This is a genomic window from Moraxella sp. TY6 (genome assembly GCF_048551375.1).
Classification (GTDB): domain Bacteria; phylum Pseudomonadota; class Gammaproteobacteria; order Pseudomonadales; family Moraxellaceae; genus Faucicola.
Genome location: NZ_JBLYZJ010000007.1, coordinates 109,718 through 134,183 on the forward strand (window position 1 = coordinate 109,718; position 24,466 = coordinate 134,183).

21 protein-coding genes are annotated in these 24,466 nt (G+C 44.1%); 10 read left to right on the top strand and 11 right to left on the bottom strand.

Annotation, left to right across the window (positions count from 1 at the left end; all coding sequences use genetic code 11):
• Nucleotides 1-18: 18 nt before the first annotated feature.
• From fabG to ACK1U4_RS07040, 4 genes are all read right to left on the bottom strand, one after another.
• Nucleotides 19-747: a 3-oxoacyl-ACP reductase FabG gene (gene fabG, locus ACK1U4_RS07025; RefSeq protein ID WP_419400173.1), complete on the bottom strand. Its 729-nt coding sequence runs from the start codon at nt 745-747 to the stop codon at nt 19-21.
• Nucleotides 748-768: 21 nt separating this feature from the next.
• A complete protein-coding gene (fabD, locus tag ACK1U4_RS07030) occupies nt 769-1,767 on the bottom strand; it encodes an ACP S-malonyltransferase (protein ID WP_419400174.1) in 999 nt (332 codons plus the stop codon).
• A 309-nt stretch (nt 1,768-2,076) separates the two neighbouring features.
• Nucleotides 2,077-2,262: a 50S ribosomal protein L32 gene (gene rpmF / locus ACK1U4_RS07035; RefSeq protein WP_419400175.1), complete on the bottom strand. Its 186-nt coding sequence runs from the start codon at nt 2,260-2,262 to the stop codon at nt 2,077-2,079.
• A 326-nt stretch (nt 2,263-2,588) separates the two neighbouring features.
• A complete protein-coding gene (locus ACK1U4_RS07040; RefSeq protein WP_419400176.1) occupies nt 2,589-3,155 on the bottom strand; it encodes a YceD family protein in 567 nt (188 codons plus the stop codon).
• Nucleotides 3,156-3,398: 243 nt separating this feature from the next.
• Here ACK1U4_RS07040 and ACK1U4_RS07045 point away from each other — a divergent pair, with 243 nt between their 5' ends.
• Nucleotides 3,399-4,094 (top strand): elongation factor P hydroxylase, encoded by a 696-nt coding sequence (locus ACK1U4_RS07045; protein WP_419400177.1) that lies wholly within the window; start codon nt 3,399-3,401, stop codon nt 4,092-4,094.
• A gap of 150 nt (nt 4,095-4,244) precedes the next feature.
• Here the strand turns inward: ACK1U4_RS07045 and ACK1U4_RS07050 are convergent, their stop codons facing one another.
• From ACK1U4_RS07050 to ACK1U4_RS07070, 5 genes are all read right to left on the bottom strand, one after another.
• Nucleotides 4,245-4,808, bottom strand: a complete 564-nt coding sequence (locus tag ACK1U4_RS07050; RefSeq protein ID WP_419400178.1) for a c-type cytochrome — start codon at nt 4,806-4,808, stop codon at nt 4,245-4,247.
• A gap of 364 nt (nt 4,809-5,172) precedes the next feature.
• Entirely contained in the window at nt 5,173-5,655 is a 483-nt protein-coding gene (locus ACK1U4_RS07055; protein WP_419400179.1) for a hypothetical protein, read from the bottom strand.
• Between the two features lie 6 nt (nt 5,656-5,661).
• Nucleotides 5,662-6,378, bottom strand: a complete 717-nt coding sequence (gene rph, locus ACK1U4_RS07060; RefSeq protein ID WP_419400180.1) for a ribonuclease PH — start codon at nt 6,376-6,378, stop codon at nt 5,662-5,664.
• Nucleotides 6,379-6,659: 281 nt separating this feature from the next.
• Nucleotides 6,660-8,372 carry an AMP-binding protein gene (locus tag ACK1U4_RS07065; protein WP_419400181.1) on the bottom strand — a complete coding sequence of 571 codons (1,713 nt, stop codon included), beginning with the start codon at nt 8,370-8,372 and terminating at the stop codon, nt 6,660-6,662.
• Between the two features lie 33 nt (nt 8,373-8,405).
• Entirely contained in the window at nt 8,406-10,145 is a 1,740-nt protein-coding gene (locus tag ACK1U4_RS07070) for an AMP-binding protein (protein ID WP_419400182.1), read from the bottom strand.
• Nucleotides 10,146-10,523: 378 nt separating this feature from the next.
• Between ACK1U4_RS07070 and parC the strand changes: the two genes are divergently transcribed.
• From parC to dapC, 3 genes are all read left to right on the top strand, one after another.
• A complete protein-coding gene (gene parC, locus ACK1U4_RS07075) occupies nt 10,524-12,767 on the top strand; it encodes a DNA topoisomerase IV subunit A (protein WP_419400183.1) in 2,244 nt (747 codons plus the stop codon).
• A 10-nt stretch (nt 12,768-12,777) separates the two neighbouring features.
• Entirely contained in the window at nt 12,778-14,358 is a 1,581-nt protein-coding gene (locus ACK1U4_RS07080; protein WP_419400184.1) for a hypothetical protein, read from the top strand.
• A 193-nt stretch (nt 14,359-14,551) separates the two neighbouring features.
• On the top strand, nt 14,552-15,748 hold the full coding sequence (gene dapC, locus ACK1U4_RS07085) for a succinyldiaminopimelate transaminase (protein WP_419400185.1): 1,197 nt from the start codon (nt 14,552-14,554) through the stop codon (nt 15,746-15,748).
• A gap of 189 nt (nt 15,749-15,937) precedes the next feature.
• Here the strand turns inward: dapC and ACK1U4_RS07090 are convergent, their stop codons facing one another.
• Nucleotides 15,938-17,335 (bottom strand): patatin-like phospholipase family protein, encoded by a 1,398-nt coding sequence (locus ACK1U4_RS07090; protein ID WP_419400186.1) that lies wholly within the window; start codon nt 17,333-17,335, stop codon nt 15,938-15,940.
• A 311-nt stretch (nt 17,336-17,646) separates the two neighbouring features.
• Between ACK1U4_RS07090 and metX the strand changes: the two genes are divergently transcribed.
• The 3 genes from metX to ACK1U4_RS07105 all read left to right on the top strand — a co-directional run bounded on the left by metX (nt 17,647) and on the right by ACK1U4_RS07105 (nt 20,348).
• Nucleotides 17,647-18,810, top strand: a complete 1,164-nt coding sequence (metX, locus tag ACK1U4_RS07095) for a homoserine O-succinyltransferase MetX (RefSeq protein WP_419400252.1) — start codon at nt 17,647-17,649, stop codon at nt 18,808-18,810.
• An 11-nt stretch (nt 18,811-18,821) separates the two neighbouring features.
• On the top strand, nt 18,822-19,430 hold the full coding sequence (gene metW / locus ACK1U4_RS07100; RefSeq protein WP_419400187.1) for a methionine biosynthesis protein MetW: 609 nt from the start codon (nt 18,822-18,824) through the stop codon (nt 19,428-19,430).
• A 336-nt stretch (nt 19,431-19,766) separates the two neighbouring features.
• Nucleotides 19,767-20,348 carry a tetratricopeptide repeat protein gene (locus ACK1U4_RS07105; protein ID WP_419400188.1) on the top strand — a complete coding sequence of 194 codons (582 nt, stop codon included), beginning with the start codon at nt 19,767-19,769 and terminating at the stop codon, nt 20,346-20,348.
• A 157-nt stretch (nt 20,349-20,505) separates the two neighbouring features.
• Here the strand turns inward: ACK1U4_RS07105 and nfuA are convergent, their stop codons facing one another.
• Nucleotides 20,506-21,147, bottom strand: coding sequence for a Fe-S biogenesis protein NfuA (gene nfuA / locus ACK1U4_RS07110; RefSeq protein ID WP_419400189.1), 642 nt, complete (start codon nt 21,145-21,147; stop codon nt 20,506-20,508).
• 178 nt (nt 21,148-21,325) lie between these two features.
• Here nfuA and ACK1U4_RS07115 point away from each other — a divergent pair, with 178 nt between their 5' ends.
• The 3 genes from ACK1U4_RS07115 (at nt 21,326) to ACK1U4_RS07125 (ending at nt 24,464) form a co-directional block, all read left to right on the top strand.
• The gene (locus ACK1U4_RS07115) at nt 21,326-21,670 is read left to right on the top strand and encodes a carboxymuconolactone decarboxylase family protein (RefSeq protein WP_419400190.1); all 345 of its coding nucleotides are present in this window, start codon (nt 21,326-21,328) and stop codon (nt 21,668-21,670) included.
• Nucleotides 21,671-21,823: 153 nt separating this feature from the next.
• Nucleotides 21,824-22,954 (top strand): bifunctional nicotinamide-nucleotide adenylyltransferase/Nudix hydroxylase, encoded by a 1,131-nt coding sequence (locus tag ACK1U4_RS07120; protein WP_419400191.1) that lies wholly within the window; start codon nt 21,824-21,826, stop codon nt 22,952-22,954.
• A 91-nt stretch (nt 22,955-23,045) separates the two neighbouring features.
• The gene (locus ACK1U4_RS07125) at nt 23,046-24,464 is read left to right on the top strand and encodes a nicotinate phosphoribosyltransferase (protein ID WP_419400192.1); all 1,419 of its coding nucleotides are present in this window, start codon (nt 23,046-23,048) and stop codon (nt 24,462-24,464) included.
• The last annotated feature ends 2 nt before the right edge of the window (nt 24,465-24,466 follow it).

Here is a 24,466-nt window from a genome sequence, read left to right on the forward strand (position 1 = left end):
CAGTTTTGCGGTAAAGTATTACATATACATACCGCCATTGACGGCAAGCACAGCCCCTGTGATATAACTGGCTTCGTCACTGGCTAAAAATTTCACCGCTGCTGCCACGTCTTCTGGGCGACCTAAGCGACCCAGTGGCACATTGGCAAGCATCGAGCTAATCAAGCGTTCATCTAGGCTATCGGTCATATCCGTTTCGATAAATCCAGGGGCAACACAGTTGACGGTAATTTGACGTGAGCCGATTTCACGAGCCAATGAACGAGTAAAGCCCTCGACCCCTGCCTTTGTGGCGGCGTAGTTAGTCTGCCCTGCATTGCCCATGGTGGCGACTACCGAGGTGATATTGATGATACGACCGTGACGGGCTTTCATCATGCCTTTCATGGCTCGTTTGCTAAGGCGATATACGGCGGTTAAATTAACATTTAGCACGGTTTCCCAAGCGTCATCATCCATCCGCATCAATAAACCGTCTTGGGTAATCCCTGCATTATTGACCAATACTTGCACCGCACCATAGGTACTTTCGATTTCGCTAAATAAGGCTTCGACTTGGTCAGCTTGTTGTACGTTTAGCACACGCCCTAGACCGCCTGCTTCTTTGAGGTAGTCACCAATCGCTGTCGCTCCTTGTTCACTGGTGGCTGTACCAATGACAAAATATCCCTCATCAGCGAGGCGTTGGGCGATGGCTTTGCCAATGCCTCGGCTTGCCCCTGTGACCAATGCGATATGACGGCTCATAGTCGTTCCTTTTTGTTAAAATTATTTTTTAATCTCATTAATAGCTTGTTGAATCGCTTCCAATTTTTCCACTTTATCAGTGGCAAGGGTTGGGATTTTTTGGGCTTGACGTTTGGCAAGGTTGGTCAATACCGCCCCACTGCCACATTCAATCTGTAACGTCACACCTTGATTGGCTAAGTTATCTTCAATGGTTGACCAAAGTACAGGCTCACTCAATTGCTCAATTAAGGCTTGCTTGATGGCAGATACATCGGTTTCAATTTTGGCATGGCGATTTTGCATCACAGGAATACGAGGTGACGCAAACTCAATGCTATCAAATTGATTTGCCAATTTATCACTGGCAGGTTTCATCAATTGGCAATGTGATGGCACGCTGACTTTTAATGGCATGGCTTTTTTACCCAATGCCAACACTGCTTCACTTGCCAAATCCACACCCAAGGCATTACCTGCAATGACCACTTGCCCTGTGGCATTAAAATTGGCAGGGCTAACCACGGCTTTAGCATTATCATCCACTACTTGCCGACAAATATCACTCACTTCATCATCCGTTAAACCCAAAATGGCAGACATTTTGCCTTGTTGATTCGTCATGGCTTCAGTCATATATTGACCACGATGGTGTACCAATCGCACCGCATCGGCAAGGCTTAACACGCCAGATGCACACAAGGCACTATATTCACCCAACGAATGCCCTGCCAAATAACTGGGGGTCAATGCCAATTCAGCTTGCAACACACGCCAAATCGCCATACTAGCGGTCAACAATGCAGGCTGAGTATAAGCAGTATCGTCAAGATTAAAGGTTGGGTGCGTGCCTTGGCACACTGCCCATAAATCAAACCCCAATGCCTCACTGGCTTCATCAAAGGTCTGCTGAATCTGCGGATACTGAGTCGCCCAATCCGCTAACATACCCACTGACTGTGAGCCTTGCCCCGGAAAAATCACCGCATAGTGAGCCGAGCCAAGCGTAGGGGACGTGAGCGATGGGGTAGCAACGGACATAACCTTACCTTTATCTTTGGAAATCTGACTAAAATTGTCGCCTTTACTTTAACAAAAGTTAGGGGTAAAAGCAAAACATACTGTTTATATAAGTACAAGCATTTAATGTGTACAACTGTACACTCAATAAAACGCTATTATGCCATAAAATTATTAAAATGCCAGTGATTTTGTGGCGATTTAAAAATGATTTTTTGGATAAAATTTTTGGCATAAAAAAACTGGTGAAATCAGTCACCAGTTTTTATTATCGTCACTTTTAGCATCATAGCAACGGAAAAACCATCACCCAAATGCGTCAATCAGTGATTATTCAGCCACCGCAGCGACTTTGAATAATTGACGACCACGGTAAAAACCATCTTTGGTAGCGTGGTGACGAATGTGTTTTTCGCCAGTGGTTGCATCGATAGCAACGGCATTGATGGTCATACGGTCATGTGAACGACGCATATCACGACGTGAACGGCTTTTGCGGTTTTGTTGAACAGCCATGAGGTTAGCTCCTGTGCTTCAGTATAAAAACACCGTTCTATCAATGAGTTAGCCCATGTGGTGGGGCAAATTATCAGAACGGATAATCAGATAAATTTGTAAACGCCACATTATACGCTATTCGGTCGCAACTGAAAAGTCTTTATTCGCATATTTTTTAACATAGCACTTACTCAGTTTTTAAATAATTGCTTGCTAATACGGACACTAGACCCCTGCCTACGCAGGGGTGACGTTAATCTAAATAATGTCGTCATTCCTGCGAATGCAGGAATCCAGTGTCTTTTACGTAATTGCTATAGTAAACTAGTTTTTACCAAACAAAATTAGATTTTTAGACTGACTAATACTGCAAATGGATTTTCTCGTTCTTCTTCGATTTCAGGCAATTCACCCACTTCACTGACCGCCATTTGGCAATCGTCATGCTTAGGGGCTAACGGCAAATCCACCAATAATTCATCTTCAATCATCGGCAATAACCACAGTTTATGCTCATCACTCAATTCTGATAATAAAATCGATTCCATATCCTCTTCAAGTAATGCGACATGGCTTTCATCAGCGAGTAACGCCAGTTGGCTATCGGTGTCAAGGCTGACTGCCACAGGCTCAAGGCAACGTTGACAAGTCTGCCAAATCGCCCCTGTGGTCTGTAACTGCCAAAATAGCACTTTGCCTTTTTGTTGGATATCGAGGCTAACTTTTAGCGGTTGGTCGTTGGGGTGGTTGGGATCACGCAGGTCATACAGGCGTGGGAATTGGCTTAGGGCAATCTCGCCTTGCCATTGGTAGTGGTTTTCGTTGTTGTGTTCCCAACGGTTTAGGTCGATATATTTTGCCAAACCTGTCAGAGCGGTGGCGGTGGATTGTGAAATTGAGGGGGTGGTCATGGCTCGCTCCTGTGGGTTCTAATTATTTACCATTAATATGATGGTATTCGCCCAAAAAAGCAAGGGCAGAAATTTGTTATAATAGCCATTTTAGGACTTACGTGAAAATGACAAAACGTTCGCCCTGAGCTTGTCGAAGGGTAACGCTTCCTTTGGTTCGACAGGCTCACCACGAACGGAAACGTTAAAACTGTGTAAATCCTACATCATATTCAGCTTCATTTTTACCCTCTAAGGCACACCATGTTGGCAATTTTTCCCTTTATTACGCTTCCATTTAATAGTTGTTTGACGCTCGTTTATTATCATCAAGCCGAAAATATCACCACCCCACCTACCCTACCCATTCGCCAAGCCTATGCCCCACCACGTCACGCCACCAATTTTGCCAATTATCTTTGGCAAGCGGTTGAGCCGTTAGAGGTGGATTGGTTAATTGAGCAGTTTAATGGGTGGTTTCGTGAGAAAAACACGATACTGGTACGAGGGGAGCATGAGCCAGAATATTTTGCCCCCACTGATGATGAGCCTGCCAAAATTGTGTTTGCTCATGGCTTTTTTGCCAGTAGTTTGCACGAAATCAGCCATTGGTGCGTAGCAGGTAAGCAACGGCGTTTACTCAATGATTTTGGCTATTGGTACGCCCCAGATGGACGCAGTGCCGAGCAACAAAGTAATTTTGAAAAAGTGGAAATCATCCCCCAAGCCATCGAGTGTTTATTGACGCTAAGTTGTGGTAAGCGGTTTTTGGTGTCGCAGGATAATTTGTTTGCGGATTTTGATACCAGTCAAAGCACGTTTGCTCACGATGTGCGTGAGCAAGCGTTGCATTTTTGGCAAACAGGGGAAAAACTGCCAACAGACGCTACCACTTTGCTAAAAAAATTGGCGGTATTGCGTCCGTTGCCATTAAACGTGGCAGAAATTGCAAAGAACTAATATTTTTAGGTTTTACAAAAACTTAAAGATTCTACTTTAAAAAAGACACTAGACCCCTGCATTCGCAGGGGTGACGAAATTTAAGAAACAATCGTCATTCCCACGAATGTGGGAATCCAGTGTCTTTTGCGTAAGTCCTACTGCTTTAAATTAGTCTGCTTTAAATTTGTCATGGCAAGATTTACAGCTTGCACCAACATCACCAAATTGGGCTTTTACGCCATCAACATTGGTCGCTGTGGTGGTGGCTGTGGTTAGGGCAGTCATGGCAGATTTATATTTGTCAATTTCTTGTTGGAAGCCTGCTTTATCCGTCCAAATAGCGTCTTTTGCATCGCCACCTTTGGCATTATCAGCGAAATGTCCCCAAGGGTCTTGATTGAGTTTATTGGCTTCGGCTTTAAATTGTTCAGCGTTAAATTTGGTTGGGTCTTTGACCATTGCACCCATCGCTTTGTTGGCTTTGCTCCAGTCTTTCATAATTTTTTCACGAGCGTCTTTGTGTTGCTCTGGGGTCATGTTTGGGTCAACGGCTGTGGCGGTCGCTGTGTTGGCACTGTTAACCGTGGCAGTTGCTGTTGCACCATTGGCACTGGCAGTGATAGTCGCAGGTTCGGTGGCTGGAGCTGGGGCTTCGGTTTTTTGTTCGGCTTTATTACAGCCAAATAATGCCATTGACAAAGCTAATGGTAAAGCGATTTTGGTCATATTCATGGGTTCTTCCTCAAGGTAAAGCAGTGAATTAAATTAGTAGTTGATGGTTGATAACAGACCCAAAAAATATACTGTGGTAGGGGCGTAATGCTTACGCCCTTTGGTGACATATATCATATTGGGCGTATTCAATACGCCCCTACAATATAATCCGCTAAAATTGATATTAATTGGGTTAGATATAATAAGTAAGGTATATTTTAGCTAGCTACAGGTTTTCCTAGTGTAGCAAAATTCATCTGATAGACTTTTGTTTTTTGGTAACGATGGTGAGGTTTTGCGTAAATGGTGGGGTTAAACAGGGATTTTGCTCTCAGCCGTGGGTAACGCTTGGCTAATCCACGCTTGTGGCGTGTAAAAAAAGCTAATTACTTTGCATTTTGATATTTTTGGCTTGGGTTTGGATGGTTTTGCCATTCATCACCGCTTGGGCGATTTGGCAATGTTTGGCTTCGCTAAAGCCTTGAATTTGATACAAGGTTTTGCCTTGTTGATTACAAATCGCTAGCCCTGTGCCAGTAGTTTGAATGGTGTCAGTGGGGGCAAGTTGGTATTGGGTGGTTTTACCAAATTGTTGATGGATAAAGCCTTGTTTGGTCAGTGATAATTCACCGCCACATAGCGACTGGGGGCGATTTTTGCTTTGCCAAAATTGCCAAATTCCCACTGCCAATAGGGTGACAATCACGCCAATCATCACGCCCATTACACCGATAATGCCGAGCATTTTTAATCCACCAATCACCGCCAATACCCCTGCCGTCAATAAAATCTTGGGCAACAGGGTATTGGCAAGCGAGTGTGATTGTAGGGCGATTTTTACGCCATTATCGGTGACGGTGAGCATCAGATTTTACCAACCCAATACTTTTTGTTGTTCTGCGATGAGTTGTTTAATCCCTGCCTCTGCCATCGCCAACATTTCATCGGCTTGGGTGCGAGTAAAGGGCTTTTCTTCGGCAGTACCTTGAATTTCGATAAATTCACCTTTTTGGGTCATCACTACGTTCAAATCCGTGTCACAGCTTGAGTCTTCGTCATAGTTAAGGTCAAGTAATACTTCACCGTTTTTGATACCCACTGACACAGCAGACACCAAGCCTACCAATGGGTCAGCTTTGAGTTTTTTGGTTTGTTGCAGTTTTTCTAACGCATCGACCAATGCCACCGCAGCCCCTGTGATACTGGCGGTGCGAGTGCCTCCATCGGCTTGTAGTACGTCACAATCAATGTGAATGGTGTTTTCGCCCAATTTTTCGAGGTCAACCATCGCTCGCAAACTACGACCAATCAAGCGTTGAATTTCTTGGGTGCGTCCTGATTGTTTGCCTTTACTGGCTTCACGTTGGGTGCGTTCGTGGGTGGCACGAGGAAGCATACCGTATTCAGCAGTAATCCAACCTTTGCCTGTGCCTTTGAGCCAGCGAGGGACTTGGGTTTCGATGCTGGCGGTGCATAGCACTTTGGTGTCGCCATAACACACAAGGACAGAGCCTTCAGCGTGTTTGGTGTAGTTGCGTGTAAAGCTAATTGGACGCAGTTGGTTGTTTTCACGGTTGTCGATACGCATAATTTTCCCTAAATAGTGTTGGCAAATCATTGTCAAAACACAGCTTTTAAGGTTTTATGCTACCTTGCTAGCAGGCTTTTGGCAAGTGAAAAACGTGAGCGGAGATAATTGTATTTGGTAGAGTAAATATTGTAAGTTTTAATCCCCCTCTTGCGGAATATATTCCTCACCTTTGAAAAAGGAGGACTTCCCCTCCGTTTTAGTCTAATTAGGAAGGCATAGCCCCCTCTTTTGTAAAGAGGGGGTTGGGGGAGATTAAAGATTCTGTTTACATTCCTAATTTATTCTAATCCTTCTCTTTTCCGCAATTCTTTGCGTAGCACTTTACCAAGGGGGCTTTTTGGCAATTCATCGACAAAACTAACATGGCGAGGGCGTTTGTAGCCTGTGAGGTGTTGTTTGCCAAATTCAATCAGTTCGGCTTCACTGACAGGGGCTTGATTGGCAACGATTTGCCGTACCACGAAAATTTTGGGTTCTTCACCTCGTGTGGCACTCGGAATGCCGATGGCGACACATTCCGCCACTTGCGGATGTTGAAGCATGGCGGTTTCGATTTCGGTGGGATACACATTAAAGCCAGACACCACCATCATGTCTTTTTTGCGGTCAACGATTTTGATAAAGCCACGCTCGTCCATGATACCGATGTCGCCTGTGCGTAGGTAACCGTGGCGAGTAAAGGCTTGGGCGGTGGCTTGGGGTAAATTGTGGTAGCCTTGCATGACCTGCGGGCCTTTGACGATGATTTCACCTCGCTCACCGATGGGGACTTCTTGGTCATTGGCATCGACGATTAACACATCGGTGGCAGGGGCTGGGATACCGATTTTGTTGGTAAATTCGGCGATTGTCAAAGGGTTAAAGGTCACCACAGGTGAGGTTTCGGACAAGCCATAGCCCTCAATAATCGGCATCCCTGTGACTTGATGCCATTTTTTGGCAACGTGCGGACAGGTACTCATGCCCCCACCGATGGTGGCTTTGAGCCTTGAAAAGTCCAATCGCCGAAAAGTCGGATTTTGTAATAACGCATGAAACAGCGGATTGACCCCTGCCATTACGCTGGGTTGGTGGCATTGTAGTTGTTTAATCAAATGGGCATTGTCTTTGGGATTGGCAATTAACAAACTGGCAAAGCCTCGATACACTGCCAACATACAGCAAATGCTAAATGAAAACACATGATACAAAGGTAAAGCACACAAAATCAGCTCATCGCTCGGCTCATCATCATAGGCACTACGAAGCAAATTGTCGATTTGCAGTATATTTGCCAAAATATTGCCGTGACTTAATATCACGCCCTTGGCGGTATCAGTCGTACCACTGGTGTATTGTAATAATGCAACACTGGTTAAATTCAACGTAGGACGCTGATAGCTCAAGGTATGGGCGTGTTTGATTAATTGGCTAAAAAAAATCGGCTTTGGCTCAAGCATTGGCAAAGGCGAAGCGGTCAATTTATTAGTAATGATACCTTTGACAACGCCCTGCAAATCACCCAAACGACAAATGACAAGGTGTGGCGGTAATGAGGGGGTTGATTGGCTACAAAACTCACGACTGGTTTGATATAACCCCACAAACCGCTCAAGCACAAACACCGCTTTGGCATCGGCATCGGTGAGTTGGTGGGCAATTTCTTGGGCGGTGTGATTGGGATTAATCCCCACCACCACCATGCCTGCCCGTATCACGCCTAGCACGATAATGGGATATTGCAACACATTGGGAAGCATGATACCGACTTTATCACCCACCACCAGCCCCAATTCGTGCAAATAGCACGCCACCGCTTGACTCAAGCGGTCTAGCTCGGCATATCGCAAGCGTTGCTGATTAAAAATGTAGGCGGTGCGGTCTGGATAACTGGCAAAACTATGCTCTAACATATCCAGTAGCGAGGCACTGGCTCTGGGCATATCAATATGGGCTTTGATTTGGTAGCGTTCATAGCTGATATGCCAAGGGCGGTAGGGTAACTTATCCATGTTCAATGTGTCATTTAGAAATGGGGAAAGTAATTATTTCCCTTGCTCTTCCAATTTACGGATTTCTTTACGCAAGATTTTACCCACATTAGATTTTGGCAATTCATCGACAAACTTGATAAAGCGTGGGCGTTTGTAGCCTGTGAGTTCTTTTTTGGCAAAATCAAGCAGTTCTTTTTCGGTCAAGCTTGGGTCTTTACGCACCACATAGGCTTTTGGCACTTCACCGCTTTTATCATCAGGCACACCAATCACGCCCACTTCAAGGACTTTAGGATGGCTGGCGATGACTTCTTCGACTTCGTTGGGATACACGTTAAAGCCAGATACCAAAATCATGTCTTTTTTGCGGTCAACGATTTTGACAAAACCTTCGGCATCAATGATACCCACATCCCCTGTTTTGAAATAACCATCTGAAGTCATCACTTCGGCAGTGGCTTCTGGGCGTTGCCAATAGCCTTTCATCACCTGTGGGCCTTTGACAGCAATTTCGCCACGCTCGCCCATAGCCACTTCATTACCATCGTCATCTAACAATTTGACATCGGTATTTGGCATCGGTACGCCAATTTTGGCACTAAACTTTACCAAACGCAGTGGGTTTAGGGTCACAACTGGCGAGGTTTCGGATAAGCCATAGCCTTCAACAATATTGGTATTGGTGATGCGTTGCCATTCTTCGGCAGTCGATGGCAACACCGACATACCACCACCGAGCGATACTTTAAGGTTGCTATGGTCGAGGTTACGGAAGCCTGTATGGTGAGCCAAACCGTTAAACAAAGTATTGACCGCAGGTAAGAACACAGGTTTGTATTTCGCCAATTCTTTGACAAAACCATCGAGGTCACGAGGGTTCGGAATCAATAAACACACAAAGCCTTGATACATCCCCAATAACGCACAGGCAGTAAATGAGAAAATATGATATAACGGCAACGCCACCACGATATACTCACCTTGAGCATCTTCGTCAAAAACGGTGCGAACATGGGTCATGGCTTGGTATAAATTGGCAATCAAGTTGGCATGGGTCAGCATCGCCCCTTTGACGACCCCTGTCGTACCACCTGTATATTGTAATACGGCAATATCATCGCCTATGATATCGTTGGGGCGTTGATAACGGCTGGCAGAGGTTTTTAGCACGTCTTTAAAGGTCACATGGCCTGCAATATGCCATTCTGGAATCATTTTTTTGACATATTTGACCACGGTATTGACCATAAAGCCTTTGACCGTGCCGAGCAAATCCCCCATCGAACACACGATGACATGGTCAACCAGTTTTCTGTTGATGTCTTGGTAAGTTTTGGCAAAGTTTTCGATGATAAATAAGGCTTTGGCTTGCGAGTCTTCAAGTTGATGCTCAAGCTCATGCGTGGTGTATAGCGGATTGACATTCACCAACGTCAGCCCTGCTCGCAAAATCCCAATCATACACACAGGGTATTGCAATACGTTCGGCATCATCACCGCAACGGTGTCACCTTTTTTTAGCCCTAAACCTTGCAGATACGCTGCCACTTGTCGGCTATAGGTATCCACATCACGAAAAGTCAAATGCTTACCCATACAGGCAAACGCATTTTGATTGCCAAACTTTTCAAAGTTTCGCTCAAAAATATCCATCAAACTGACATTGGGGGCAGGGTACTCAATATTATAAGCAATCCCATACTTTTCGTAGGTCGCCAACCAAGGTTTTTCATGGCTAGTGGCAAGCTGTGGGTGGTTATTATCGTCTAAGGCGGTTGTAGTGTCAGTCATGGGCTTGTCCTTAATGAGGTATATCAAATCAATTTGTTGCAATGTATCGTGAATCAAATTAGGCATAATAGGTTGAGATTTTGGGCGTATGCCATACACCCCTACCAAATTTGTTGTATTGCTAATCTAAACAACTGTACAATCAAAGCTAAAAATAGTGAAAATTACCATTACCATACTAAAATTTTGCCCTTGCCACAAGAAAATTTTGGAAACGTTTGGTTCTATCAAACAATTTGCCAATCCGTGATGCACGATAGTGGGTGGAAAAACGACAACCATTGACGTATAAAAATGGGTAAATGTGTTTTTTACTTGAGTTTTGAGGATTATTCTTTATCATTAGAAAAAATTTTAGCCATGATTAAGAACACCACCATGTCCGATACCCTTACTGTCAAAAAAGACCTAAATAACCCCACTCGCTCGGTGGCAGAATTTACCGAAAATGCTTACCTCAACTACGCCATGTACGTCATCATGGACAGGGCATTGCCCCATGTTGCGGACGGCTTAAAGCCTGTGCAACGCCGTATCGTATATGCCATGAGCGAACTCGGTCTCAAAAACACCGCCAAACCCAAAAAATCCGCTCGCACCATCGGCGATGTGATTGGTAAATACCATCCGCATGGCGACAGTGCGTGTTATGAAGCCATGGTTCTAATGTCGCAACCCTTTAGCTACCGCTATCCACTGGTGACAGGGCAAGGTAACTTCGGTTCGCCAGACGACCCAAAATCGTTTGCTGCCATGCGTTATACCGAAGCCAAACTCTCTACTTATGCCAATACTTTACTCAATGAATTGGGGCAAGGCACGGTCGATTGGCAAGACAACTTTGATGGTACGATGCAAGAGCCTGTCACCTTGCCTGCCCGTTTGCCCAATATTTTGCTAAATGGTACGACAGGCATCGCAGTCGGTATGGCGACTGACATCCCACCGCATAATCTAAATGAAGTGGTCAAAGGCTGTATTGCGTTACTTAAAAATCCTGAAATGTCCGACCGCCAACTTGCCAAATATATCCCTGCCCCCGACCTACCGACCAAAGCTGAAATCATCACTTCTCCCGATGATTTGCTTGCCATGTACAGTACGGGCAAGGGTAGCTACAAAATGCGAGCGACCTACGAGCTAGATGCCAAAGAAAAAAACCTTGTCATCATCAACGCCCTGCCCTATCAAGTATCGGGCAATAAAATCATCGAGCAAATCGCAAGCCTGATTAATGCCAAAAAACTACCGTGGGTCACCGATATCCATGATGAATCCGACCATCAAAACGCCTGTCGTATCGTGCTAGAACTACGCTCCAACCGTGTCGATATCGATATGGTGATGAGCCATCTGTTTGCCAGTACCGACCTCGAAACCAACTACCGTGTCAATCTCAACATGATTGGCGTAAATGGCAAACCGCAAGTCAAAGGCTTACGCACCATCTTGAGCGAGTGGCTATCGGTACGCCGTGACACCGTCACTCGCCGTCTGCAATACCGCCTCAACAAAATCGAACAACGTCTGCATATCTTGGCAGGCTTGCTGATTGCGTACCTTAATATTGACGAAGTGATTCGCATTATCCGTGAAGAAGACGACCCCAAACTCGAACTGATGCAACGCTATGACTTGAGCGAAATCCAAGCCAATGCGATTCTTGATATTCGCTTACGCCAACTTGCCAAACTTGAAGAAATCGAACTGAAACGTGAGCAAAGCGAACTCGAAGCCGAAAAAGCCCAAATCGAAGAATACCTGAACAATCCAGACAGTTTGACAGGCTTAATCATTGATGAACTTAACGCCGACATGAAAGAGCATGGCGACAAACGCCTATCGCCCATCGTACAGCGTGACGAAGCAGTTGCCATCAAAGAAACCGACATGACCCCCAGTGAACCTGTGACCGTCATCGTGTCGCAAGCAGGGTGGATACGCTCGGCAAAAGGGCATGACATTGATGCCATTAATCTCAACTACCGCTCTGGCGACAGCTATCTGACCCACGCCCAAGGCAAATCCAACGAAAAAGTCTATCTACTCGACACCACAGGGCGAAGTTACCGCCTTGATGCTCATGCCTTGCCGTCCGCTCGTGGGCAGGGCGAACCGCTGACTAGCCTACTCAAGCCTAGCAGTGGGGCGAGTTTTGTCAAGGTACTCATGGGGCAAGACGATGCCAAATTGATTATGGCAAGTACGCAAGGCTATGGCTTTATCAATACCTTTATCGACCTTGATACCAACCAAAAAGCAGGCAAAAACGTGATTAATTTTGATGATAAATCGACATTAATCACGCAACCGATTGGCGAGACGGATACGCTTGTGGGCGTGGTGAGTTCGAGCGGTCATCTACTGGTCTATCCGTTGGCGGAATTGCCTGAGATGAAAAAGGGTAAGGGTAATAAGCTGATTGATTTGAAAGACGGTGAATCGGTGGTGGCTGTGGTGACCTTTGCGGAGGGGGAAAGCCTTGCGGTGGAAAGTGGCAAACGCAAGGTGACTTTAAAGCCAATGGATATTGAGAATTTTAAAGGGGCGAGAGGTAGACGAGGTGCGGTGTTGCCGAAAGGGATTCAAAAGGTGAGTGGGATTGCGAAAGTGTCAAATTAGGGGGTTTTTGATGAGCAGAAATGGAAAAGAAGATTTTACATTAACAGTTATAAGACAATTAAGAGAAAGGGTAGCAAATTATTGTTCAAATCCTAATTGTCGTGTTCTTACTATTTCTGCTAAAGAAAGTACATCAACTAATGTACATATTATAGGTGAGGGGGCTCATATCTGTGCAGTTCAGCCGAACGGTGCTAGATATGAGGCTACTATGACAAGCGAGCAAAGAAAGTCTTATGACAATGGTATATGGCTATGTAGAAATTGCCATAAAATTATAGATAGTGAACCGAAAAAATACCCTATCGAGTTATTAAGGGAGTGGAAAGAGTGTGCCGAAAAATATTCGGTTGATAATATTGGTAAACGACCAAAAACTGATGAAGATATTGAGAAGGCTCAACATTCTTTATTAAAGGGAATGTCCATCCCAATGAAGACCGATGCTATCGAAAATGTACACAAAAATGTACAAAAAACTTTAGAACTACTAGACCCAAGATTCAAAGTAGTTTCAAGTTACAATGATAATAAATCATCTTTTGTTATTTATCCAAAAAAAGAAAATAAAACTTTAAATCTTAGTATGGCAATGGATTTTAACGCTCAAAACAAAAGTAAACTTGAAAATTTATTTAAACATGGCGAAGCAGTTTTATTAGAAAATATAACAGAGATAAAAACAGATTCAGAGCTTTTTAATCATTTGATAGGTACAGAAAATTTTATCCCAAACAGTCTTTATATCTGTCCAGAAAAAAAACTGAAAGCCCATATTCAATTTTATACAGAAGATGATAATTTTTTATTTGATTCTATTCAAACTATAGAGGGTAACGTAACACACGGCATAGAAACTTTCAGTTTTTTTGCTTCAATAGCTGATGTCATTACACTCAGTTTTAAAAAGATTCCGATTAGTCTTGAGGTGCTTGAAGATAAATTTTCAGCCTCTATTTCTTTTAACTTTGAAAAATGGGAAGGATGTGAATTACGTTCTATAAACGATATTGACAAGGTTTATAATTTTATCAATTTATTACTTAATGAAAATGTCCATGGAATTTTTTATGTAAATGATTATGAGGTTGCAAGTTTTTCTACTAGATACTTCAAAGAGAACACTTCTAAAAGCATAATTTATCTAATACGATATATTTATAAAGCCTCAAAAATCTGTAAAACTTTAAACTACAAGGCTATCTTACCTCAAAATTGCGTATTAGATTCTGATGAATATGAGGCAATCACAGAATTTTATGAAAACTTAATCAATAAAAAAGTGTATAAACCTATTGAATTATCTTCTAATACCACAGCAACTTATTTAGTAACTGAAGAGAATTATGACATTTTTTCTAACTTAACATCGAATGATAACTCAAGTTTCTTTTTTAAAATTCAATATTTAGATAACATGAAAATATCAATTTTTGGTCAAGAGTTTGTGTTGCCAAATGTGGAATATCTCTTTGAAAACTTTAAAATTAAATTGAATATTAATAAATTCACAATAGGTGATGAGGTTGAGATAGAATTAATACCAAGTGATAATGATTCAAATTTCAAGATAAGATATAGCTTAAAGTAGCCAAAATTTTTAGCCTTTTCTAAGTAATTAAAATTTTTTTATTCAATATTGGGCTATTATTCTGTTATGCTAAATTTCAAAAATGCAGTGGTATAAGCCCAAATCGCCATGCCAAACTTTCCGTTAAGCCTTGTCAAACCGCCCAAATCCCATTAAAGTAACCGTTTGACTTGACACAAACGGACTGCCTGCCATGAACCACGACCTCACACGCCTACACCCCTACCCATTCGCCAAAATGGCAACCCTGCTCAACGGCATCACCCCAAACCCTGCCTACACCCCCATCAAACTCGGTATCGGTGAACCACAACACGAGCCACCTGCGTTTGTGCTAGACGTTATCAAACAAAACCTTGGCAGAATCCAAAACTACCCCACCACCAACGGCTTGCCAGAACTACGTCAAGCCATTGCCGACTGGCTATGCTCACGCTTTCATGTCAAAGCCGTCAACATCGACACCCAAGTCTTACCTGTCATGGGTACTCGTGAAGCCCTGTTTAGCTTTACCCAAGCCGTGTTTGACCGCTCGCAAGCCGATCAAAAACCCTATGTCGTCATGCCCAACCCTTTTTACCAAATCTATGAAGGGGCGACTTTGCTGGCAGGGGGACAGCCGTATTTTGTCAACTGTACCGCAGATAACAACTTTGTCGGTGATTACACCGCCATTCCGAGTGAAGTATGGGAAAAAACCCAACTGGTATTCGTCTGTAGCCCCAACAACCCCACAGGCTCAGTGATGAGCGCCGAACAATGGCAACAACTTTTGGCATTGTCGGATAAACATGGCTTTGTGATTGCCAGTGATGAATGCTACAGCGAGCTGTATTTTGACACGCCACCTGTCGGACTGCTTGAAGTGTGTGCCGACATGGGGCGAGATGATTTTACCAATTGTGTGGTATTTCATTCACTGTCAAAACGCTCAAATCTACCGGGGATGCGGTCAGGGTTTGTCGCTGGGGATGCTAAGATTTTACAGCCGTATGCCCTTTACCGCACTTATCAAGGCTGTGCGATGCCGATTCATCACCAACTTGCCTCAATCACCGCTTGGCAAGATGAAGCCCATGTTGAAGCCAATCGAGTGATGTACCGTCAAAAGTTTGATTTGTGGTTAGACAAGCTAAATGACAAATTACCGCTTCGCCGTCCAGATGCAGGGTTTTATTTTTGGCTACCTGTCAAAAATGACGAAGAATTTGTCAAAGTGATTTATGAAAAACTCAATATTCATGCGTTGGCAGGGCGGTATTTATCACGAGATACCCCAAACGGTAATGCAGGGGAAAACTTTGTCCGCATGGCGTTGGTGGCGGATATTGCACAAAGTGAGGAAGCGATTGACCGCTTACTGACGTTGGATTTGGAAAAATTAGTCTAACAAGTTAGGCATGGTAGGGGCGTATTGCATACGCCCGATATTGATAGAAAAAATTTTAATTACTCGTCAGCCCTGCGTAGGCAGAGGTCTAGGGTTTTTAAAAATGGCTTTAGAAAAACCGCATAATTCCTCAAAATTTCAAACAGGGCGTATTCAATACGCCCCTACGATATTTGCTTGATAAAACCCTTAACCATTGCCCATAAAGTTATTGATTTGAGCCAATTTTTTACGTTTTTGGTGAATGTCGTGGGTGACAAAGATATCATCAGTTTCTGGCAACATAAACCAATCTGGGTGACGGAAGGTATTTTCGATATCTTCTAGCCCACTGTGCCAGTGTTCTTGCATGGTGGTGGCACTAAATTCATAGTCTTTATAGCCACGCTCATAGGTCTTTTTGTGATAAATCAAATGAATCACATTTTTCACGCCCACTTCGGTCATTTGGCGAGCTTTATCCACACAAAGTTTTTCATATTTATCCACTTTGGCATCGTCATCAATGATTTCGAGTAACTCTTTTACCAAACGAGTATAGCGTAACTTTTGTGCCATAAAGTCAGTCACCATGCGAGTTTTGCTCGAATACTGGATGTCTTTGACACGCTCATCAATTTCCATCATATTCTCTGGCACTTGTCCACGAGCATTCCACAAATCCACTTGGAAAATCAACTGTTTAAGGTGTTCTTCGTGGCTGAGGATTTCGTTCAATGGCGTGTTTGATACCATGCCACCATCCCAATAGTATTCGCCATCAATCTCCACCGCAGGGAAACCAGGGGGCAACGCACCAGAGGCGATAAAGTGGTCGTAATGGAGTTCTTCATTTTCATTGCTAAAGATGGCAAAGTTGCCGTTACGCACGTTGACCGCTGATACGGATACTTTCATGCGGTTGACATCATTGACCAGTTTGAGGTCGCAGTAGCGTTCGAGGGTTTCACGTAGTTTATCGGTGGTGTAATAGCTCAAATGGTTGGGTGTGGTGTCATACGGCATAAAATAGCGAGGTTTAAAGAAGCCTCTTTGCCCCTCAATCATGGTCTGCCACGCTTCGGCAGTGGATTCCATCACACGCAGTTGCTGTTTGAGAAAGCCATTTTCAAAAATCCACGGCATAAAATGGCTGACCATATCCACTCGGCTCATTTGGTCAAGTTGATTGGCAAATTGACGGTAAAAATTCACCCCTGCTGGTGTGTAGTTGCGTTGGGTGATGGTGTTCCAAAACCCTTGCAAGGCGGCAAGGCGATTTTCTGGGCGGTTGCCTGCAATGATGGCGGTGTTTAATGCCCCAATCGAAATGCCCGAAATACGGTCGATTTTAATGCCTTGTTTATGCAAGCCCTCATAAATCCCTGCTTGGTACGCCCCCAATGCCCCACCGCCTTGAAGTAGCAAGGCAACGCTGTCGTATTGTTTGACCAGTTCTTTTAGTGGTGGCGTGCCTTGTGGGGTCGGTTGGGCAGGGTTGGGTTGAGGGGCTTGTAATGCCACACCTTTACTGGGGGCAACTTGGGCTGAAGTAGGGCTACTCGTTTGATTGGGCTGATTGGTTTCGACAGGTTTTTTGATAGGCATGGTAACTCCGTTTTTATTGGTTTAACGTAATTTTATGTGCAATAGTTTAGCAAATTTTTGGGACATTAAGATGACAACTGGCAAAAAAACCTCACCTAACAAAAGGTTGAGATACGCCAATGAAACCCTTACAATAGCAGTAATTTGCCGAAATTCCTAGGCAATTTGGTAACCAAACTGATGTATATTGTCGGTTTATTGGTTGTCCTATTCACCCAATCTATGAGAATCTAGGTTTGACCAAACACGCTACCCCCATCCCAGCCGAAGCCGAAGTTAACACGCCCAATCCGTTTGAGGACGATACACCCATCAGCTTTGCCAATGCCAAAACAGGCTCGGTAGGCATTGTCACGCCCCAAAAAATCCATTTTGACACGCCATTGACGCTCGAATGTGGGCGAGTGCTAAACGAATTTGACTTGATGGTCGAAACTTACGGCACATTAAATGCGGATAAATCCAATGCGATTTTGATTTGTCATGCGTTATCGGGCAGTCATCATGCCGCAGGCTATCACAGCGAAACGGATAAAAAAGCAGGTTGGTGGGATAATTTTATTGGTGGTGGCAAAGCCATTGATACCGACCAATTTTTTGTGGTATGCCTCAATAATATCGGCTCATGCTACGGTTCGACAGGACCGACCACGATAAATGTAGAAACAGGCAAGCCTTATGCTTCGGATTTTCCACTGGTAACGATTAAAGACTGGGTAACCACCCAAGCCATGCTTGCTGACCACCTTAACATTAACGTATGGCACGCTGTGGTGGGTGGCTCGATGGGCGGTATGCAGGCGTTGCAATGGGCGATTGACTATCCCGCTCGGCTAAAAAAATCGGTGATTATCGCCAGTACCCCCAAGCTATCTGCCCAAAATATTGCTTTTAATGAGGTGGCTCGCCAGTCGATTTTGTCCGACCCAGATTTTTGTCAAGGGCAATACCTTGAACAGGGCAAAATCCCCAAACGTGGGCTGATTTTGGCTCGCATGGTGGGGCATATCACGTATTTGACCGATGAGGCGATGCGGGTCAAATTTGGGCGTGACCTCAAAGCTGGCAAATTGATGTTTAATTATGATGTGGAGTTCCAAGTGGAAAGCTACTTGCGTTATCAAGGGGAGCAGTTTAGTGAACGCTTTGATGCCAATACCTATTTGCTGATGACCAAGGCGTTGGATTATTTTGACCCTGCGAGAAATTTGGCAAGCAATGTAGATGAAACGGTCAGCGATGGCGAGGCGTTACGCCAAGCGTTACAACATACCGAATGTCAATTTTTGGTGGTGTCGTTTACGACTGATTGGCGGTTTGCCCCAGAGCGGTCGCAAGAGATTGTCGATGCGTTGATTGCCAATGCCAAGCCTGTGAGTTATGTGAATATTGATGCTCCGTATGGACATGATTCGTTTTTGTTTGATATTCCGCTGTATAATCAAGCAGTTAAGAATTTTTTGAAAGCTAATTAAAAGGGGAATTCATGCGTATAGACCAACAACTTGCCGAACAATGGATTCGACCTCACAGTAAAGTGCTAGACCTCGGCTGTGGCGATGGTGAACTGCTCGCCCACCTGCAACAAAACCTCAACGTCTTTGGCTACGGCATCGAAATCGACCAAGCCAAAATCAATGACGGTATCGCCAAAGGCATCAACGTCATCGAACAGGACCTTAACCTCGGCTTATCACGCTTTGCCGACAAGAGTTTTGACACTGTGGTCATGGCTCGTGCTTTGCAAGCGGTCGATAACCCCGACCAATTGCTACTCGATATGCTTCGAGTGGGGCGTGAAGTCATCGTCACTTTCCCCAACTTCGCCCATTGGCAAAACCGCATTTGGCTTGGGATTAAAGGCAGAATGCCAATGTCGGACGCTTTGCCCTACGCATGGTATAACACGCCCAATATTCACCTTTGCACCTTTAAAGACTTTGAACAACTGTGTGCCGACCACGATATCAAGATTTTAAACCGCTATGCCGTGCAAGAAAGCGAAAAGCCCTACTCACCCTTGATGGCAAGTATCGTGCGAAAAAATGCCAACCTATTGGCAGATGTGGCGATTTATCGAGTGACCAAACAGTAAGGAATTATTTTAAATAATTTATCAATTAGATATAAACAATAACCAAAATTTATCACTTCTCTAAATAATCCGCCATATACGACAATTGATGACCTGTTACAATATTTCGCCTAAGAAATATTGTAACAATCATTAACATTCGCTGGTTTTTGATTGAAACATACATTCAACAATGTTAACCTAAAACTATCAAAATCCCCTATTAGTTATAGTAAGTTTATACTTTTATTCATATAAAAACCCATCACTGAATCATAATTTCAGCTGGGTTATTTTCGTAAATTTTAATGACAACGCTGGGTATGGGTCATCCTCACTCGCCCACTGGAGTAACTTATGAAATTATTTAAAATCGCCATGTTGACCACAGTCTTAGGTATCTCAAGTGTCGCTAGTGCTGACCTCGTGTCAAACGTACCGCTAAATAGTTCACGTTTTGACACCATGCAACCCAATGAGCTAATCAATCAAGCCAAATCAGGCAACCAACAAGCCCAATTCTTCCTAGCAAAACGCTACCAAAAAGGCTTGGGTATCGCCCAAAATTACCAACAAGCCATCAACTGGTACACCACCGCCGCCAAACAAGACATCGCACCTGCACAGCTTAACCTTGCCATGATGTATATTCGTGGTGAAGGCTTACAGCCAAACGCACAACAAGCTCGCTATTGGCTAGAAAAAGCTGCCAAATTGGGTGATAACCGTGCCAGCTACACCCTTGCCATGCTAGACGAAAAAGAGCGTAAACTGGTCGATGCGTACAAATGGTATGACCTAGCCGCTCGTGATGGTATGCTATCAAGCGAAGTCCGTAGTCGTGCTCAAGGTAAAATCGGTCAATTGGCATTGAACTTATCTAGCCAAGACATCGCCACCGCTCGTAGCCGTGCGGATAGCTGGTTTCAATCAAAATAATTAGTGATAATTAGAAAAAAGCCCTTACGTTGTGTAAGGGCTTTTTTGTGAAAACATAATCAGTGTCATATTGTATGGTAAATCAAATCAGAAATCATACTTTGCCATTTTGGGCGTATGCAACACGCCCCTACCAAGCTAAATTTTGGATTTGATATCATTTATAAAACGCATTAGCAGTATAGCTATGGTCGGTTTCATCAATGACTTGGGTCAGTTCTGGAATTTGTTGTTTTAACGTCACTTCCACGCCTTGCTTCAAGGTCATATCGACTGCCGAACAACCTTGACAGCCACCACCAAACTTTAACACCGCAGTGATGCCCACGCCTTCTTCTTCGACCAAGTCCACAAGCTGAACATTGCCACCATGTGAGGCAAGGTTTGGATTGACTTCACTTGATAGGACATAGTTAATACGCTCTTCCAGACTGGCATTTTCGCCCAATTTTGGCACTTTTGAATTAGGGGCTCTAAAGGTGAGCTGACCGCCAAAACGGTCTTTATTGTAGTCAATGACCGCATCTTCAAGGTAGGGCAATGAGGGCGTGTCGATATAAGCGGTAAAGGTCGGATAATCGAGTTTTAAATCTTCGGTATTGCGGTCATCTGGCTGACTGTATGACATACAGCATTCGGCTCGTGGCGTGCCTGCGTGTTCGACAAAAATTCGCACGCCAATGCCATCGGTATTTTGTTTGGCAAGCAATTCGGTCAAGTAGCTTTGAGCCGAATCAGTGATGCTAATATTGGTGGTTTTGGTTGGTTCAGTTGAATTTGGAGTAGTATTATCAGTCATAACAAATCCCTAATTTTGCGTTCGTTCATATGTCATCATTTTGCGGTTATTATAGCAAATCTTGAGTGTTTTAGTTGGGATTTTTATTTATCAACTTGTTAAAATAATATATTTATTTTTAATATATTATTTTGTATAATAATAAAATAATTCATTTTTATACCAACTGGAGCGGATGATGAGCAAATCTTACAATGATATTACCAAACGTGTGTCAATCAATATGGGCAAACTACGCAAAGAAGTCCCTAATACCCTCAAAGCCTTTAGCGAGTTATCAAGCAGTGCGTTAACCGATGGGGCATTGGATAAAAAACAAAAAGAGTTGATTGCATTAGCCATTGCGGTCAGTCAACGCTGTGACCCTTGTATCGGTTTTCACATGAAAGCCTTGGTAAAATTGGGGGCAACTCGTGCAGAAGTGGCAGAAACTTTGGGGATGTGTGTGTATATGGGCGGTGGCCCTGCGTTGATGTATGCGTCTGACGCAATGGAAGCCTTTGATGAGTTTAGCCAAGCCTAATCAATTTAGCCATGGCTTAACGCAAAGAAATGTAACCAACCCTTGGCAAGGGTTGAATATTTTGGCATGATAAACCGATTACGATTGCATTTATCAAAACCAAAAAACCAACGGATAGACCAATGGTTTTATTTACCGCAAGGAGTTTGCGTCATGCCAAAAACCGCCCAAAAACCTACAAAAACGACCAAAACTGCAAAAACGCCTGCCAAAGCCGATGACAGCCTAGAGCTTGACAACCAACGCTTTAGCCAACCCAAAAATAAAAAAGGCTATCAATTTGATTATCTCGTCTTTATTGGGCGTTTTCAACCGTTTCATCTTGGGCATAAAGCCGTTATTGATGAAGCCCTAAAACTTGCCGAAAACGTCATCATGCTGATTGGTTCTGCCAATTTGCCTCGCAGTATTCGCAATAGCTTTACCGTTGCCGAGCGTACCGAGATGATTTTGGGGGCGTATGACAAAGCCGAAGCCAAACGCATTCATTGCGTTGGGCTAGACGATGCCTTATATAACGACACCAAATGGCTACAATACGTTCAGCAGTGCGTCAAGTCGGTCACAGGCGACCTCAACGCTAATATCGGCTTGATAGGGCATTCCAAAGACAGCTCCTCCTACTACCTATCACTGTTCCCCAACTGGCAATCAGTGGGCGTACCTAATTTTATGGATTTATCCGCCACGCCGATTCGTGAGGGATTTTTGCTGGGGGCAGACCCACTCCAAAATGTCGTGCCTGAATCCACTGCCAAAGTGATGAAAGCGGTAAAAAAATCCGCTGATTATCAACAACTTCACGATGAAGCAGGCTTTATTGATAAATACAAAAAACAATGGGAAGATACCCCTTACCCACCGACTTTTATGACGGTGGATGCGGTGGTGATTCAGTCTGGGCATATTTTATTGGTAGAGCGTAGAAGTATGCCAGGGCAAGGGCTGTGGGCGTTACCTGGCGGATTTATCGACCCCAAAGAAACGCTGTTTGATGCCTGTATCCGTGAATTGCGTGAAGAAACTCGCCTCAAAGTGCCAGAGGCGGTATTGCGAGGCTCTCGCCATAGTCAGCATACCTTTGATGACCCATACCGCTCGGCTCGTGGGCGTACCATTACCCAAGCGTTTTATTTTGTGTTAAAAAATGACCCCAAAGGCTTGCCTCCGGTCAAAGGCGGTGATGATGCCAAAAAAGCGTTTTGGTTGCCGTTGGCGGAGTTAAAAGCGGATAAATTGTTTGAAGACCATTATGCCATTATCTGTAAAATGGTGGGATTGTAAATTTTCATTCCAAACTGATAGACGGTTTGGGAATTTCCTGTCAAATCTTTGATTTTTCAAGATTTAACCCAATCAACAGAGGATTTCTGTGATGTTTAGCCAAAACTTTAGCAATTTGATTCTTAACACCGATAGCTACAAAACCTCGCATTGGGTGCAATATCCACCCAATACCGAATATGTGTCTAGCTATATCGAGGCTCGTGGCACAAGCACCAATGCGTTTGACAACGTGCTATTTTTTGGGTTACAAGCCTTTTTGAAAGAATACCTGACCAAGCCCATTACCCAAACCGACATTGACGAGGCAAAAACCGTTCTTACCGCTCACGGTGTGCCATTTAACGAAACAGGTTGGCAACGCTTGCTTGACAAATATGACGGTTATCTACCACTCCGCATTCAAGCCGTGCCAGAAGGCACAGTCGTTGCTACAGGACAAGTGCTATGCCAAGTGGTCAATACCGACCCAGAATTTTTTTGGCTCACCAGTTATATCGAAACGTCCTTATTGCGAGCAATTTGGTATCCGACCACAGTCGCAAGCTTGTCATATTACTGCAAACAAATCATCAAAGCAGGATTAGAAAAATCAGCGGATAATTTGGATAGTTTACCCTTTAAACTGCATGATTTTGGGGCAAGGGGCGTGTCGAGCCTAGAATCTGCCAGTCTAGGCGGTTTGGCTCATTTGGTGAATTTTTCAGGCACAGACACGCTGTCCGCGCTCATTGGGGCAAGCCGTTGGTACGGCATGGACGGCTCAAGCGAAGATAAAAGTATGCCTGCATTTTCGATTCCTGCTGCCGAGCATAGCACCATGACTTCGTGGGGGCGTGAGCATGAAGCCGAGGCGTATGCCAATATGCTGACCCAATTTGGCGGTGACGGCAAAATCGTGGCAGTGGTAAGTGACAGCTATGATTTGTGGAATGCGATTGACAATATTTGGGGTGGCGAACTCAAAGAGCAAGTAGAAAAAATGGGCGGTACGCTCGTGATTCGCCCAGATAGTGGCGACCCCATCAAAGTGGTGCGTGAGGCATTGCAACGCTTGGCAGTAAAATTCGGCACAACCACCAATAGCAAAGGCTATAAAGTTTTGCCAAATTGCGTGCGTCTGATTCAAGGCGATGGTATCAATCCAACCAGCATTGGCAAAATCATCGAAGCCGTGCTACAGGCAGGTTTTAGCAGTGAGAACATCACCTTTGGTATGGGTGGCGGTCTGTTACAACAAGTTAATCGTGATACATTGAACTTCGCCATGAAAACTAGTGCGGCGATGGTTGCTGGCGAATGGCGTGACGTGTATAAAGACCCAATTACCAGTGTCAATAAACGCAGTAAAAAAGGACGTTTGGCATTGGTCAATCAAGCAGAGAACTTGATAACGATTCGAGAAGATGAACTGGCTAATGCTACCAATTTACTGGAAGATGTGTTTGTTGATGGTAAATTATTGGTTGATGACAGCTTAACCGTGATTCGTCAGCGTTCTGAAAGCTAGGG

Bases quoted from the DNA above. Each gene is read 5' to 3' on its own strand.
- ACK1U4_RS07080 (WP_419400184.1), top strand. From the start codon at position 12,778: ATGAGCAGAAATGGAAAAGAAGATTTTACATTAACAGTTATAAGACAA.
- ACK1U4_RS07065 (WP_419400181.1), bottom strand. From the start codon at position 8,372: ATGGATAAGTTACCCTACCGCCCTTGGCATATCAGCTATGAACGCTAC.
- dapC (WP_419400185.1), top strand. From the start codon at position 14,552: ATGAACCACGACCTCACACGCCTACACCCCTACCCATTCGCCAAAATG.
- ACK1U4_RS07040 (WP_419400176.1), bottom strand. From the start codon at position 3,155: ATGACCACCCCCTCAATTTCACAATCCACCGCCACCGCTCTGACAGGT.
- ACK1U4_RS07070 (WP_419400182.1), bottom strand. From the start codon at position 10,145: ATGACTGACACTACAACCGCCTTAGACGATAATAACCACCCACAGCTT.
- nfuA (WP_419400189.1), bottom strand. From the start codon at position 21,147: ATGACTGATAATACTACTCCAAATTCAACTGAACCAACCAAAACCACC.
- ACK1U4_RS07115 (WP_419400190.1), top strand. From the start codon at position 21,326: ATGAGCAAATCTTACAATGATATTACCAAACGTGTGTCAATCAATATG.
- fabD (WP_419400174.1), bottom strand. From the start codon at position 1,767: ATGTCCGTTGCTACCCCATCGCTCACGTCCCCTACGCTTGGCTCGGCT.
- ACK1U4_RS07090 (WP_419400186.1), bottom strand. From the start codon at position 17,335: ATGCCTATCAAAAAACCTGTCGAAACCAATCAGCCCAATCAAACGAGT.
- ACK1U4_RS07045 (WP_419400177.1), top strand. From the start codon at position 3,399: ATGTTGGCAATTTTTCCCTTTATTACGCTTCCATTTAATAGTTGTTTG.
- ACK1U4_RS07055 (WP_419400179.1), bottom strand. From the start codon at position 5,655: ATGCTCACCGTCACCGATAATGGCGTAAAAATCGCCCTACAATCACAC.
- parC (WP_419400183.1), top strand. From the start codon at position 10,524: ATGTCCGATACCCTTACTGTCAAAAAAGACCTAAATAACCCCACTCGC.
- ACK1U4_RS07105 (WP_419400188.1), top strand. From the start codon at position 19,767: ATGAAATTATTTAAAATCGCCATGTTGACCACAGTCTTAGGTATCTCA.
- fabG (WP_419400173.1), bottom strand. From the start codon at position 747: ATGAGCCGTCATATCGCATTGGTCACAGGGGCAAGCCGAGGCATTGGC.
- ACK1U4_RS07125 (WP_419400192.1), top strand. From the start codon at position 23,046: ATGTTTAGCCAAAACTTTAGCAATTTGATTCTTAACACCGATAGCTAC.
- ACK1U4_RS07120 (WP_419400191.1), top strand. From the start codon at position 21,824: ATGCCAAAAACCGCCCAAAAACCTACAAAAACGACCAAAACTGCAAAA.
- ACK1U4_RS07050 (WP_419400178.1), bottom strand. From the start codon at position 4,808: ATGAATATGACCAAAATCGCTTTACCATTAGCTTTGTCAATGGCATTA.
- rpmF (WP_419400175.1), bottom strand. From the start codon at position 2,262: ATGGCTGTTCAACAAAACCGCAAAAGCCGTTCACGTCGTGATATGCGT.
- rph (WP_419400180.1), bottom strand. From the start codon at position 6,378: ATGCGTATCGACAACCGTGAAAACAACCAACTGCGTCCAATTAGCTTT.
- metW (WP_419400187.1), top strand. From the start codon at position 18,822: ATGCGTATAGACCAACAACTTGCCGAACAATGGATTCGACCTCACAGT.